Source organism: Fusicatenibacter sp., from assembly GCF_977045365.1.
Map to the genome: position 1 here is coordinate 1 of NZ_CDRRUH010000071.1, position 14672 is coordinate 14672.

Sequence of the window (14672 nt, forward strand, 5' to 3'; positions counted from 1 at the left end):
AACTTTGCTACACCACTTCCTCCATCCATACCGTTACTGATACCAACTTGTGGTTCGCTACACTTGGCGGTAAATACCCGTGACTGGACTTGCACCAGCAAGATTAGTGCCATGCTCGGCACACAAACGGAAAAATCCACCCGCCATACGGATGGATTTTCCACTTTGCTTATTCTTATTTTATAAAGGTATCAATCAAATCTTTCGCGTCCTCATAACCCTGGCTTTCGAGTTCGTTCTGGTACCACTCGTCTACGCCGTCCACTGCTTCTTTGAAGGAATCAATGTCCATATCGTCGTAGTTTGTAATGGTTACGCCGTTCTCGTTCTGCCAGCGGTCCATGATTTCGTCGTCGCCGGCGCGGTTGATCTCGCGCTCGTACTCGGTTGCGAGGCGGCCGCACTCATCAATCACTTCCTGCTGCTCCGGTGTCATGCTGTCGTAGATATCGCCGTTGATGCAGAAGAACAGGCAGTCGTAGATCGCATTCCACATGGAGCAGTACGGCTGTACTTCCTGTACACTGGCAGCATCGATTGCCGGAAGCGGATTCTCCTGTCCCTCAACGGTCTTCTGCTGCAATGCAGTATATGTCTCGGACCAGTTCATGTTGGTCGCATCAGCGCCCCAGCGTTTATAGCATTCCATCAGCAGGTTGCTTCCTGCCACACGGATTTTCAGATTCTTGATATCATCGACAGATTTCACTTCCTGCTTGCTGTTCGTCAGCTGACGGAAACCGTTCTCCGCGATTCCCATGCAGTGCAGGCCGTACTCGTCGAGGATCTCTTTTAATTTTTCACCAGCCTCGCCGTCGAGTTTTGCATCCGCATCTTCTACGGAGTCAAACAGGAACGGAAGAGATACCACGTTGAATCTCGGGTCAAATGCAGAGTAGATCAGGTTGCTGTGCATCGAGATCTGTACCGGGTCGCCGTCGATCAGCGCCTGGATACCCTCAGACTGGTTTCCGTTGGTCAGCTGGTCTGCCGCATAGACATTGACTTTGATTTTTCCGCCGGTTGCTTTTTCCATGAGTTCGCCGAACTTGCGTCCGCCCTCAGCCCAGGTACTGGTCTCAGTGGTGGAGCAGGTAAAATTCCATGTCTGCTCCGGCCAGTCAAGGTCGCTTCTGTCTTCTACATCATATTTCGATGCATTGGCTGAAGAAGTATCCTTTTTTGTAAAGGTCTCGATCAGATCTTTGGCATCATCGTAGCCCTGGCTCTCCAGTTCTTTCTGATACCATTCATCCACACCGTCAACTGCCTGTTTGAAAGAATCAATATCCATATCCTCATATTTGGTGATCTTGACACCGTTCTCATTCTGCCAGCGGTCCATGATCTCATCGTCACCGGCGCGGTTGATCGCACGCTCATAATCCACAGCCTTCTGGCCTGCCTCATCGACAACCTTCTGCTGTTCCGGTGTCAGAGAATTGTAAATATCTCCGTTGATGCAGAAGAACAGGCAGTCGTAAATTGCATTCCACATCGAGCAGTACGGCTGTACTTCCTGTACACTTGCTGCGTCGATTGCCGGAAGCGGATTCTCCTGTCCCTCAACGGTCTTCTGCTGCAGCGCGGTGTATGTCTCGGACCAGTTCATATTGGTCGCGTCAGCACCCCAGCGTTTGTAGCATTCCATTAAAAGGTTGCTTCCTGCCACACGGATTTTCAGGTTCTTCATGTCATCGACAGATGTTACTTCCTGCTTGCTGTTCGTCAGCTGACGGAAACCATTCTCCGCGATTCCCATGCAGTGCAGGTTATACTCGGAAAGGATCTCTTTTAATTTCTCACCGGCCTCGCCGTCGAGTTTTGCATCCGCATCCTCTACAGAGTCGAACAGGAACGGAAGGGAAACAACGTTGAATCTCGGGTCAAAGGCAGAGTAGATCAGGTTGCTGTGCATGGAAATCTGTACCGGATCTCCGTTCATCAGCGCCTGGATACCCTCGGACTGATTTCCGTTGGTCAGCTGGTCTGCGGCGTAAACGTTGACTTTGATCTTTCCGCCGGTTGCTTTTTCCATGAGCTCGCCGAACTTGCGTCCGCCCTCTGCCCAGGTACTGGTTTCGGTGGTCGAGCAGGTGAAGTTCCATGTCTGATCCGGCCAGTCAAGATCGCTGTAATCTGCGATATCATTGTAATCTTCGCTGTTTCCATTATCCCCGCTGGTACTGGTCTGGCTGTCATCTCCGGACGCATCGGAATTCGTGGCGGCAGCTACCGTACCGCTGTAGGAACCGTCTTTTCCAGCAAGTGCTTTTGGAAGGAACGTGGAAATCTGCGGAACGTAGGTGATCAGCAGAAGTACAGCAACGGATGCAGCGATCATCGGCATAACGGCCTTTGAGATCTGCTGGATCGTAACTTCCATTCCTTTTTTCAGTTTGACAGAAATAGCAACAAACAGGTTGACACCGACCGGCGGAGTTACCTGTCCGATGGCCAGGTTGACCGTTGCCACAATACCGAATGCAACGACATCATAGCCAAGTGCCTTGCAGACCGGAAGCATGATCGGAATGAAGATGTACATGGCAGAGTTTGCATCGATAAAGCATCCTGCGATCAGGAAAATGATGTTGACGATCAGCAGGAATGTAAACTGATTATGTGCAACACTTCCGAGCAGATCGGAAGCTGCCTGCGCGATACCGAATTTGGTGCAGACAAACGAGAACAGGGAAGCACTTGCTACGATCAGCATGATGCCGCCGGTGGTCTTCGCGGAGTCTACCATCAGATCCCACAGGTCTTTGATTTTGATTTCTTTGTAGATAAAGATTCCGACGAACAGACCGTACACAACAGAAACGGCTGCTGCCTCGGTCGGAGTGAAAATACTTCCGTAGATACCGCCAAGGATGATAACCGGCATCAGGAATCCCCAGAATGCATCTTTGAAGGCATCCCATCTCTCTTTTGCCGTTGCCTTCTTCTGCGTCGGCTGAATGTTGTGTTTCTTTGCCTCAAGAAGAACAACGATTACAAGAGCAACACCCATCAGGATACCAGGAACGATACCTGCGGTGAACATATCTGCAATGGATACGCCGGTGATGGATGCGTAAACAACGAATGCGATACTCGGCGGAATGACGATTGCGATCGAACTCGATGTCGCCATCAGCGCTGTGGCAAACGGTGCGGAGAAGCCGCCGCGCTCGATCATGGCAGGAATCAGAACCATACCAAGAGCTGCAACGGTAGCTGGACCGGAACCGGAAATGGCGCCGAAGAAGCAGGCAACGATAACGCACACGATGGCGATACCGCCCTTTTTGTGGCCGACACACGTATCAACGAAACGGATCAGCCGCTTGGAGATACCAGCTTTTGCCATGATGTTTCCGGACAGGACAAAGAACGGAATAGCAAGCAGCAGGAATTTACTGATGCCGGAATACATGTTGGTGGCAACGATCGTCAGAGATGTGCCGGAATACAAAATTGCGCAGATCGAGGATAAACCGAGGCAGATGCCGATCGGAATACCAAGGATCAGGAAAATAAAGAATGAAATAAAAAGAATTGCACTGATCATTTTTCTTCTCCCTCCTCTTTCGCTTTTACAAAGGTATCAATCAGATACTCGATCATGTGGAGCGTCATGCAGGCGGCTCCGATCGGTACGAAGGACCAGAAAATCCATTCCGGCCAGTTCAGCACAAAGGTTCTCTTTCCGTTGGCTAACTGGGTCAGAACCTTGTCCATGCCGTATTTAAACAGGACTGCGGTAAATGCAACACTGAAAGCCGTGTTGACCACCAGCAGAATTCTTCTCGCTTTTTCGGAAAGACGGTCCGGCAGTAAAGAAAGATTGACCAGCTCTCCGTCACGGGCAGCGAGCGCTGCAGCGAGAAGTGTAATCAGGACAAATACCGCAACGACGAGTTCCTCGGTAAATGACCAGGATTGATGCAGAATCTTACGGGACAGGACATTTCCGACCGTAAGCACAACAATCAGGATCGTGGACAGCACAAGAATCAATTTCTCGACAAATGCCACGCCGTTCATGATTTTTTTGTACACTTTCATACGTTTCCTCCCTTTTCCTGTCTGCGCGTGTTTTGCAGCAGGATTTGTTTCTTGCCAGGTTGTATTACCGGTGTTTCTGCATAAAAAAAGCCGCCCCACGATAACCAGGGACGGACCATATTTTTTCCGCAAACCACCCTTGTCTCTCCTTTGAAACAAGTACGAATACAACGCACAAGCATACGCGGTTTCTGTAACGGGAAACTCCCGTGAAAACCTACTGGAATCTTGTCTTTATCTTAAAATAAAAACAGTTCTTTGGGTTTCCCTTCTCCGAGATGATGTTCAATCCGGACACGCTGCTGTCTCGCACCTTCTCCGACAGCTCTCTGCAAACGCTTTTTCCGCATTTACTTTTTCTCTTCCCTGAATTTATCTTACACGACAGCTGTAATTTTAGCGCGATTTTTGTCATTTGTCAAGAATTGGTTCTGAAATTTTGTTATAATTTTGAAAAACCGTAAAATTTTCGGTTTGCTGTTCTGCTTCGATTGCAGCACCTTTTTTCCTTGCTATTTTCCCACAGATACGATAAAATAACAGACAGATAAGATCCGATGCGACGGGTCTTTTTTCTCGGCATTCTGCCATGATTTTTACTACCCAGAAAAGAGGAACAGCAACTATGAAAATAGATCTTAGAACGATTCCGGATGCAGAGGTTTCCGGCATCGACCTGATGGACGTTGATATCACACTCCCGGCCCCGGAAGCAGAACCGCAGCGCCAGTATTACTTTATGGCGCTCTTAAAACAACAGCTCGTCCCGGAACGCGCGAAAAAGAACGGCAAAGAATTCCTGACTGCCTGTATCACAACATTCGGCTGCCAGATGAACGCCCGCGATTCTGAAAAGCTCGAGGGAATCCTGGAAACCGTCGGCTACCACATTGTGGAGACCGAGGATGCTGACTTTGTCGTTTACAATACCTGTACCGTCCGTGAAAACGCCAATCTCCGCGTCTACGGCCGTCTCGGACAGCTTGGCAAATACAAAAAGAAAAATCCGGGCATGATCATCTCCCTTTGCGGATGCATGATGCAGGAGCCGCTCGTTGTCGAAAAGCTCAAAAAAAGCTATCATTTCGTCAACCTGATTTTCGGAACCCACAATATCTACCGCTTCGCTGAATACCTTGTCCGCTGTATGACCGAGGACCGCATGGTGATCGATATCTGGAAAGATACCGACAAAATCGTGGAAAATCTTCCGGTTGACCGGAAATATCCGTTCAAATCCGGCGTCAATATCATGTTCGGCTGCAACAACTTCTGCAGCTACTGTATTGTACCGTATGTGCGCGGCCGCGAGCGCAGCCGGAAGCCGGCGGAAATCGTTGCAGAGATCAAACGTCTCGTTGCAGACGGCGTTGTGGAGATCATGCTGCTCGGTCAGAACGTCAACTCTTACGGAAAGAATCTCGAGGAGCCGATGACGTTTGCCCAGCTTCTGCGCGAGGTTAATAAAATCGAAGGGCTGAAACGCATCCGTTTCATGACCTCCCACCCGAAGGATCTCTCTGAGGAGCTGATCGATGCGATGCGCGACTGCGAAAAGGTCTGCCTCCATCTTCATCTCCCGCTCCAGTCCGGAAGCAGCCGCATCTTAAAGCTGATGAACCGTCGCTACACGAAAGAGCAGTATCTTGACCTTGTTGACCGCATCCGCGCGAAAGTACCGGATGTCTCCCTGACAACCGATATCATCGTCGGTTTCCCTGGCGAGACAGAGGAAGATTTCCTCGAAACGATGGATGTGGTACGTAAGGTCCGCTACGACAGCGCCTTTACCTTCCAGTATTCCAGAAGAACAGGAACACCGGCTGCCGCTATGGAGGATCAGATTCCGGCCGATGTTGTGAAGGACCGTTTCGACCGTCTTCTTGCTGAAGTACAGGAAATCTCCCGTGAGGTAACGGCAAGACATACCCACACAGTTCAGGAAGTTCTCGTCGAGAGCATCAATGAACAGGATCCGTCCCTTGTGACCGGCCGTATGAGTAACAATACGCTCGTTCATTTCAAAGGTGATGCTTCCCTGATCGGCACGCTGCAGAATGTATATCTGGATGAGTGCCGCGGTTTCTATTACATGGGAACACCGGTGGAAAACAAACCTAACTAAAAAGAATCCCGGATATCCGGTTTCTGCTTTTACCGCAGGAATGCCGGATATCCGGGATTTTTATGATTTGAGAATTTATTTTGACAATCCTTTCGACAACCGCATCTGATAGACCAGATACGTCACCATCAGCATGACACCCGCACCGATCCAGGCAGAAATTTCGGCAAATGCCACACCGCGGAATGCAAAGCGCGGAACGGCAATCTGAACAACACCAACACGCATCACAACCTCAAGGACACCGGAAATCATTGGCAATACCGTTTTTCCCATACCCTGACAGGCGTTCCGAAATACAAAGAGCCATCCAAGCGGAAACAATGCGATTCCGGTGATCGGAAGAAAGATACAGGTATAGGAAATGATCGTCGGATCATTCAGCATCAGAGAAGCCAGAAATTTCGGGGCAAAAATTTCCAGTGCGGCAAATGGCAGATTAACAAGAATGGATAAGATAATGCCTGCGCATACACCGCTTTTGATTCGGCCGTATTTTGTTGCACCATAGTTCTGTCCCGTAAATGTCAAAAGCGCCAGTCCGACTGTGATTCCGGGCTGCTCAAAGAGACCGCAGACCTTCATGCAGGCCGCATACGCTGCCACATACGCGGTTCCCATCTGATTGACAAATACCTGAAGAACCATACCTCCGATGGCAGTGACCGAGTTCATCACAGCAACAGGAAGCCCCTTTCCGGTCAACGTCCACAAGATAGAACCGTTTATTTTCCAGTCCTTTTTCTGTGGAATCAGTTCCGGTGCACGGCGGATATGCCAGAAACAGTACAATGCCGAAACTGCCTGTGCAAGCACAGTTGCAAACGCTGCACCGAAAACCCCCATTTTCATCGGAAAAACGAACAGGAGGTCCAGGAAAATATTGACAAATGCGGAAATCACCATGGAAACAAGCGGTACCTTGCTGTTTCCAACAGAACGCAACAGTGTCATCACAAAGTTATTTAAAATCGTAATCGTACTTCCCGCAAGAATCGTTCCAAAATAGACGAGCGTATCCGTCATCATATCTTCCGGCGTCTGCAGAAAGACGAACAGCCGCCGCATCAGAAGCAGACTGAACGTTGTGATCACAATTCCGATGGCAAGGCAGATATAAACCGACATGGCAATTTCTTTCCGCAGCTTTTTCGTATCCTTTGCGCCAAAAGAATGCGAAATGCAGATGCCAAGACCCCCGGTCAGTCCGACGGCAAAGCCGATAATCAGAAAATGGACGGAGCTCGTATTTCCAACCGCAGCAAGCGCCGTATCTCCGATTCCTTTTCCGACAACCATGGAATCCACGAAGCTGTAAAGCTGCTGGAACAGATTTCCGATCAGAATGGGCAGAAAAAACTGAAAAATCAGTTTCATGCTGTTCCCTCTTGTCATATCATTTGTTGTGTTCTGCATGGTATTTTTTTGTAACCTGTCCTTTCTCTTTTAGTATTTCCTCTTCATCGTTTCCCGTCGTCTTGTCAGTACTGCAAAATGCGGTTATAATAGAACGTAACTCAGACGAAAGGTTTTTAACATCACTGGCATGAACAACTTATACGAATACATCGATCCAATTGCTTCCCCCTACGAGGCTTTTCTTTTTGACAGTACCCGCGACCTCCTGCCGATTCCGGCGCACTGGCATTATTATGTAGAACTTCTCTACGTCCGCAAAGGCGAAATCGAAGTTTCCCTTGACAATGTCATATCCACCTGCACGAAGGGCGCTGTCATTCTTTTTCCGCCCAAATGCGTCCACTCCATCGCTCTTGCGAGAGGTTCTTCTCCGGTTCAGTACGATGTGATCAAATTCGATCCCAATCTTCTGCCGTCCTGCAAAACGGATGAAATCGATCTGCGCGCCATGCTGCATGGGATTCACGCCTACCGCTGTCCCTGTATCTTTTCTCCGGAACAGACGGCTCAAATGAATCTTTTTCCGCTTTTTTCCGATATTCTTTCCGAATATCAGAATAAAGAATTCGGTTATTCGATGGTATTAACTGCTGATCTTCGGAAAATCGTCACCAAGTTTGCGCGGATCTGGCAGAAAAATGGTGATTTCTTTCTGGCTCCCGGCGTTCATCCTTCTTATGAAATCGGGTTTGACCTGATTTCCGAATACATCGATTCCCACTACTTTGAGGAGCTGACCGTAGAAAAACTGGCCGCGATGTGCAATATGTCGCACTCCACCTTTTCCATGAATTTCTACCGCCGGTACAATATGACCTGCAAGGAATACATTACAGCAACCCGGATCAATGCAGCCGAAAATATGCTTTTGTTTTCCAGCCACGACATCTCATTTATCGCGCGGGAGGTCGGTTATACGGACTGCAGTTACTTTATCCGCTGCTACAAAAAACTGAAAGGCGTCACGCCGAAGCAGGCACGAAAACTCCAGCTTGGACGGTAACGATCATCTGTTTTCGAAATTTTTCAGAGAAAGAGCGCACAGGCATTTGCTGCACGCTCTTTCTTTTTTATGTATTTCTTTAAACTTTTTCCTTATCTCTCTGCAGTCTCATAAACACTTCTTACGCGGTATGCGCCCGATACGCCGGTTCCCTCTGCGGTGAAGTCTGCGGTCGGCAGAATGCGGAAGGTCTTTGTTCCGGCTTCCATATCCACAAAGTTATCGTCCAGACGAAGCACACCGTTCTCAGTCTCTACGCTGACAGATTTTGCAAAGTTCTCTGCGGTTACAGTTACGGTATCGCCGTCTACTGATACAGAAAGCTTCGGATCTGCAAAATGGTAATGCTTCGGTGCGCAGAACAGAGTTGATCCGGAAGATACTACGTTTCCGTCAACAACCAGCTCATAGGTCAGATGAACTTCCAGCGGATCCTGATCGTTGAAATCAAGATGCGGCATCCACTGTCCGCCGTAAGCCGGTGCATTCACCTCGAAGGCTCCCTCTTTGACTACGGAAGAATCCGGACGGCACAGGGACCATTTTACGGTTCCGACGATCGGCTCACCGGTCTCATTGGCAACATGAAGGTCTGCACTGACATCAATCGGATGCGGCAGTGTGTTGACAAACGGTTTCTGATCGATCTCTCCGTGCTCCTCGCAGGAAAGCAGGACCGGTGCAAACATCTTCTTCTCTGCGTACTGCAGGGCTTTCCAGTTTCCATAGTAGTCCACGCTTGCCCAGGATGCTACCGGCCAGATATCGTTCAGCTGCCATACAACAGCACCCATGCAGGTACCGCGGAAGCGGCGGAAATGCTCAACGCCGTAACGGATCGCATCGGCCTGAAGAAGCTGTGAGCAGTACAGAAGCTCGTCGAAGTTCTTCGGATACAGGTATGTCTGTGAAATGTAGTTCAGGATCTTTCCGTTGGCAGCCGTATTTCTCTGGTGCATTTCCATGACACGGGAGAAGATGTTGCGGTCGCCGTCTTCAGTAAACCGTTTTACAGTCTGCAGTGCCGGGAAGGACTGGAATCCGAACTCGGACAGGAAACGGTAATGGTGGGAACGATAAGCGGTGAACGGCTCGCTTCCGTGCCATACACCCCAGTAATGGGTATCGCCGACGTTCTCTGCATTGCTGTTTTCGTAATTTCCGCCTGAAGACGGGGATGACGGCCAGTAGAATTTCTCCGGATCCTCTTCTTTGACGATTTTCGGAATGATGTACTCATACAGATGGATGTAATCATACGTCTGTTTCTTAGATTTCTGCCATGCCAGCATTTCGTACTGGGTTTCCATCTCGTTGTTTCCGCACCACAGAGCAATACTTGCATGGGAACGGAGTCTGCGCATATTCTGACGGATCTCTGCGGAGATATTCTCTTCGAAGTCATCTGTCAGCTCGTAGGATGCGCAGGCAAACATGAAGTCATGCCAGATGAGGAGTCCTCTCTCATCGCAGACATCATAGAAAAAGTCATCGAGGAAGTATCCGCCGCCCCATACACGCAGGGAGTTGAAGTTTGCCTCCTGTGCGGATTTCAGCAGCAGATCGGTACGCTCTCTCGTCTGACGGGTTAAGATATTGTCCTCCGGAATGTAGTCAGCGCCCATCGCAAAGATCTGCAGTCCGTTGATTTCATACGCAAAGTTACGGCCCTTTACGGTCTTTGCAGGTTTATCGGTGATGATGATTTTTTTCTCACCGTTGGTCATGATCATGTTGTCGCCGTCATCGTAATCCGGTGACTGGCCGGTCATGTGCTCATCAAAGACTTCATCTTCCATCACGTCAGTATTTACGGTGATGGTACGAAGACCCATCTTCTTCTCCCAGGTATCCAGGATATCGTCTGCAACGAGCTCTACCTTTACCTGATACAGTGCCTGTGCACCATAGCCGTTCGGCCACCACAGCTCCGGATTTTCTACGGTAAGGGAAGCCTGTACATGGTTGCTGCGAAGATCACAGGTAAGTCCGGTCAGATTCTTTGCCGGTGCAGAATTGGTCAGCGGATCCATTGTGCCGCTTTCTGCGGTCAGAACGGTTTTTCCATCCGGGGAAGTAACGGTCATTACGATCTTTACTTTACCGTCGGTTACACCCGGCATCCACTCGATTTCAGCATCTGCGGTCAGGCGGACGGAGTCAACCACATTTCCATGAACAGTTTTTCCAGTTACATGATGCTCCTGTCCTACAAATACCTGTGCCAGACGGGCAGTTTTTACTGCGAGAACAGAAGCCTCACGGAACAGTCCTGCATCTGGAAGACGCGGACCCCAGTCCCAGCCGTACATGCAGGCGGCTTTACGAATATGCGGGAATCCCGGCATTGCATCGGATGCTGCTCCAACCGGGCATTTTGCTTCTTCTTCTGCGATGAATTTTGTCGGGGAATGCAGAACCACTTTTACCTGATATACGGTATCGGCTGCATCACCTGCAACAAGATCGGTAATATCATACTCCCAGACACGGTTCATGTTGTCTGCGGAGCCGATTTTCTCTCCGTTCAGATAAACATCTGCGATGGTATCAATTCCGTCGAAGTGTAAAAACAGACGGTCCGCTTTTCTGTCTTCCTCACTGATCACGATCGTTGTCTCGTATGCGAAATCGTTCTCCATCAATTTCAGTGCATCGAGCTCATTGTCACGATAAAACGGATCCGGGATCAGGCCTTTCTCCAGAAGGGTGCCGTAAACGGTAGACGGTACCTTCGTTTCAATTGGAGTTTCCGGAATATCGTAAACATTTTTTCCGAGGACAGTTAATGTCCAGTTGTCTTTCAGACATATTGTATGCATTACAGTATGTCCCCCTTTCTTCATAGTTTCTGCTTTTTCGCGTAGTTTCGCCACGCTTTTCACTTTATTTTTATCTTACTGCTTTTTTAACCAAAATGGTACAAAAAAGCTCTTGAAAAATAGGAAAAATCTCCAAATGCGAAACGATTTTAGAAAATTTCGGAAACAGTGAGACAAATTCTCAATCATCACTTTGACAGATCTGGAAAATGTGATAGAATAAAAATGTCGGCATCCTGAAAAAAATGCCGGCAGTATTTTTCGAAAAGAAAGATGAGGAAAAAATTATGATACCAGAAAGATTAGCTGCTCTCCGCGAAAAAATGAGAGCCTACGGCGTGGACGCTTATCTGGTTCCGACCGCCGATTACCATGAATCTGAATATGTAGGAACTTACTTTAAAGCAAGAACGTATATCACAGGCTTTACCGGTTCTGCCGGAACCGCCGTTATTACCCAGGATGAAGCGTGCCTCTGGACCGATGGCCGTTACTTCGTACAGGCAGCCAAAGAGCTTGCCGGAACCGGCGTTACTTTAATGAAAATGGGCCAGGAAGGTGTTCCGACCGTAGAGGAATACCTGCAGGCAAATACAAAAGAAGGCATGACCATCGGCTTCGACGGCCGCGTTGTCAATGAGATGCTCGGTGAGACACTGGAAAAGACACTTCCGGAGCGTTTTCTCTCCTATCGAAGTGACCTGATCGGTGAAATCTGGTCCGACCGCCCGGCGCTTTCTGCAGAACCAGTCTGGATTCTTGATTCCAAATATACTGGCGAGTCCGCTGCTGACCGTCTTGCCAAAGTCCGCGAAAAGATGAAAGAGAACGGTGCCGAAGTGCATATCCTGACCGCGCTCGACGATATCGCCTGGATGCTGAATATCCGCGGAAACGATATTCCGTGCAATCCGGTTGTCCTCTCCTACCTCATTCTGACCGAAACCGAAGGCCATCTGTTTATTCAGGAAGCAACTTTAAATGATGAAGTGAAACAGTATCTTGCCGGTCTTGGTATTTCGATTCATCCATACGATGCTGTCTATGATTTCGCTGCCAGCATCACAGGAAAAACGATTCTTCTGGAGAAAGCCAAAGTCAACTACACGATCTGCCAGAGCGTCATGGGCGAAAACACGATTGTCAATGTGATGAACCCGGCTTCTTCCTTAAAGGCAGTGAAAACACCAGTTGAGATGGAAAATATCCGCAAAGCCCACATCAAAGACGGCGTTGCTGTGACCCGTTTCGTTTACTGGTTAAAGAAGAATATCGGAAAAATCCCGATGGATGAAGTTTCCGTTGCGGAAAAACTGGAATCCTTCCGAAAAGAGCAGGAAGGCTATATCGAGCCAAGTTTCGGAACAATCTCCGCTTACGGCCCGAATGCCGCTATGTGCCATTATCAGGCAACGAAAGAAGATTTCTCCGTTCTACAGCCAAAAGGCATGTACCTGGTAGATTCCGGCGGACAGTATTATGAAGGAACAACTGATATCACGAGAACGATCGTTGTCGGACCGCTGACCGAGGAAGAAAAAGAGCATTTCACCATCACCACGATGGGAACCCTGCGTCTTGGAAATGCAAAATTTCTCCATGGATGCATTGGCATCAACCTCGATTACCTCGCAAGACAGGCATTCTGGGAGAGAGGTCTTGACTTCAATCACGGAACCGGCCACGGTGTCGGCTATCTCTTAAATGTCCATGAGCGTCCAAACGGTTTCCGCTGGAAAATGGTTCCGGAGCGCATGGAAAATGCCGTTCTCGAGGAAGGTATGCTGACCTCTGACGAACCTGGTATCTACATTGAAGGAAGTCACGGTATCCGTACTGAGAACCTGATGCTCTGCCGCAAAGCAGAAAAGAATATGTATGGCCAGTTCATGCGCTTTGAGTTCGTCACCATGGTTCCGATCGACCTCGACGGTATCGATACGCAGTATATGACAGAGAAAGATGTCGAGCTGCTGAATAATTACCACAAAGAAGTGTATGAGAAGATTTCTCCTTATCTGGAAGGGGACGAAAAAGAGTGGCTGAAAGAAGCTACCCGCCCGATTTCCAAATAAGTTCTTTCTATAACATCAAAAAACCGATGTTCTGTGCGTGTTATTTTCACAGAACATCGGTTTTTCTCATTTCTTTTTCTTATAATACTTTCGATAAAAATTCTCTCAGGCGCGGGTGCTGCGGATTTGCGAAGAATTCCTGCGGCGTATTCTCCTCCTGAATATTTCCCTCGTTGATAAAGACGACGCGGGTTGCCACCTCCCTGGCAAAGCCCATCTCATGTGTGACAACAACCATGGTCATGCCCGATTCGGCAAGCTCTTTCATGATTTCCAGAACCTCTCCTACCATCTCCGGATCGAGTGCGGAAGTCGGTTCATCAAACAGCATAACATCCGGATTCATCGCAAGGGCGCGTGCGATGGCGATTCGCTGCTTCTGTCCGCCGGAAAGGCTTCCCGGATAGGCATCTGCTTTGTCCGGCAGCCCGACACGGGTCAGGAGCTCCATCGCTTTTTTCTCTGCTTCTTCCGGTGTCATCAGTTTTAACGTCACCGGAGCGAGCATGATATTTTCCTTAACGGTTTTGTGCGGAAACAGATTGAACTGCTGGAATACCATTCCGATCTTCTGACGCACATGGTCAATGTCGGTTTCCGGTGCTGTGATGTCAACACCCTCGAAATAAATTTTTCCGCCGGTTGGAATTTCCAGACGGTTTAAGGAACGCAGAAACGTCGATTTTCCGGAACCGGAAGGACCGATGACAGCGACAACTTCTCCCTGACGGATCTCTGTGCTGATTCCGTCTAAAACTTTATTATCCTCGAAGCTCTTCTGCAGATTTTCAACTTTAATTAATACTTTTTCGTTAGTGGTCACTCTTACGCAGTCTCCTTTCCAGTTTGCCCATGAAATAGGTCAGAATCATAACAAGAATCAGATAAAAGATCGCTGCGGAGAGAAGCGGAACCAGCGCATCGTACGTACGGCTCTGTACCAGGGTTGCTGCTTTTGTAATATCGATGGTTCCAATATAGCCGATGATGGCGGTCTCTTTCAACAGCACGATCATCTCGTTGATCAGCGCCGGAAGAACATTTTTAAACGCCTGCGGAATGATAATCAGACGCATGGTCTGTGCCGAATTTAAACCAAGGCTTCGTCCCGCTTCCGTCTGTCCTTTATCCACAGACATGATTCCGGAACGGAAGATCTCGGCAACGTACGCACC

The 14672-nt window shown here is 48.8% G+C and carries 11 protein-coding genes; 4 read left to right on the forward strand and 7 right to left on the reverse strand.

The features are described 5' to 3' along the window. On the forward strand, positions 1-186 hold a 186-nt coding region (locus ACY2VW_RS12720), incomplete at its 5' end, for a hypothetical protein (RefSeq protein ID WP_461878307.1). Here the strand turns inward: ACY2VW_RS12720 and ACY2VW_RS12725 are convergent. The 3 genes from ACY2VW_RS12725 to ACY2VW_RS12735 all read right to left on the reverse strand — a co-directional run bounded on the left by ACY2VW_RS12725 (position 176) and on the right by ACY2VW_RS12735 (position 4644). Beyond that, entirely contained in the window at positions 176-3556 is a 3381-nt protein-coding gene (locus ACY2VW_RS12725; protein ID WP_461878308.1) for a TRAP transporter large permease subunit, read from the reverse strand. The genes ACY2VW_RS12720 and ACY2VW_RS12725 overlap by 11 nt on opposite strands. Further along, positions 3553-4053: a TRAP transporter small permease gene (locus tag ACY2VW_RS12730; RefSeq protein WP_055217787.1), complete on the reverse strand. Its 501-nt coding sequence runs from the start codon at positions 4051-4053 to the stop codon at positions 3553-3555. The genes ACY2VW_RS12725 and ACY2VW_RS12730 overlap by 4 nt, the downstream gene beginning before the upstream one ends. A 411-nt stretch (positions 4054-4464) precedes the next feature. Continuing rightward, complete coding sequence (locus tag ACY2VW_RS12735) at positions 4465-4644, reverse strand: hypothetical protein (RefSeq protein WP_461878309.1); 180 nt, start codon at positions 4642-4644, stop codon at positions 4465-4467. An 88-nt stretch (positions 4645-4732) separates the two neighbouring features. On the opposite strand from ACY2VW_RS12735, the gene miaB reads away from it, so the two are divergent. Further along, positions 4733-6178, forward strand: coding sequence for a tRNA (N6-isopentenyl adenosine(37)-C2)-methylthiotransferase MiaB (gene miaB / locus ACY2VW_RS12740; protein ID WP_461878313.1), 1446 nt, complete (start codon positions 4733-4735; stop codon positions 6176-6178). Between the two features lie 75 nt (positions 6179-6253). On the opposite strand, the gene ACY2VW_RS12745 is transcribed toward miaB, so the two are convergent. Beyond that, positions 6254-7555 carry an MATE family efflux transporter gene (locus ACY2VW_RS12745; RefSeq protein WP_461878310.1) on the reverse strand — a complete coding sequence of 434 codons (1302 nt, stop codon included), beginning with the start codon at positions 7553-7555 and terminating at the stop codon, positions 6254-6256. Between the two features lie 169 nt (positions 7556-7724). Between ACY2VW_RS12745 and ACY2VW_RS12750 the strand changes: the two genes are divergently transcribed. Then, positions 7725-8600, forward strand: a complete 876-nt coding sequence (locus ACY2VW_RS12750) for an AraC family transcriptional regulator (RefSeq protein WP_461874216.1) — start codon at positions 7725-7727, stop codon at positions 8598-8600. A gap of 92 nt (positions 8601-8692) precedes the next feature. Here ACY2VW_RS12750 and ACY2VW_RS12755 read toward each other — a convergent pair whose 3' ends face one another. Beyond that, a complete protein-coding gene (locus tag ACY2VW_RS12755) occupies positions 8693-11422 on the reverse strand; it encodes a beta-mannosidase (RefSeq protein WP_461878311.1) in 2730 nt (909 codons plus the stop codon). Positions 11423-11709: 287 nt separating this feature from the next. Here ACY2VW_RS12755 and ACY2VW_RS12760 point away from each other — a divergent pair, with 287 nt between their 5' ends. After that, positions 11710-13497 (forward strand): aminopeptidase P family protein, encoded by a 1788-nt coding sequence (locus ACY2VW_RS12760; protein ID WP_055228286.1) that lies wholly within the window; start codon positions 11710-11712, stop codon positions 13495-13497. Positions 13498-13576: 79 nt separating this feature from the next. On the opposite strand, the gene ACY2VW_RS12765 is transcribed toward ACY2VW_RS12760, so the two are convergent. Further along, on the reverse strand, positions 13577-14320 hold the full coding sequence (locus tag ACY2VW_RS12765) for an amino acid ABC transporter ATP-binding protein (RefSeq protein WP_055228261.1): 744 nt from the start codon (positions 14318-14320) through the stop codon (positions 13577-13579). Then, positions 14310-14672, reverse strand: a 363-nt coding sequence (locus tag ACY2VW_RS12770; protein WP_461878312.1) for an amino acid ABC transporter permease, incomplete at its 5' end; no start/stop codon positions are given. The genes ACY2VW_RS12765 and ACY2VW_RS12770, both read right to left, overlap by 11 nt.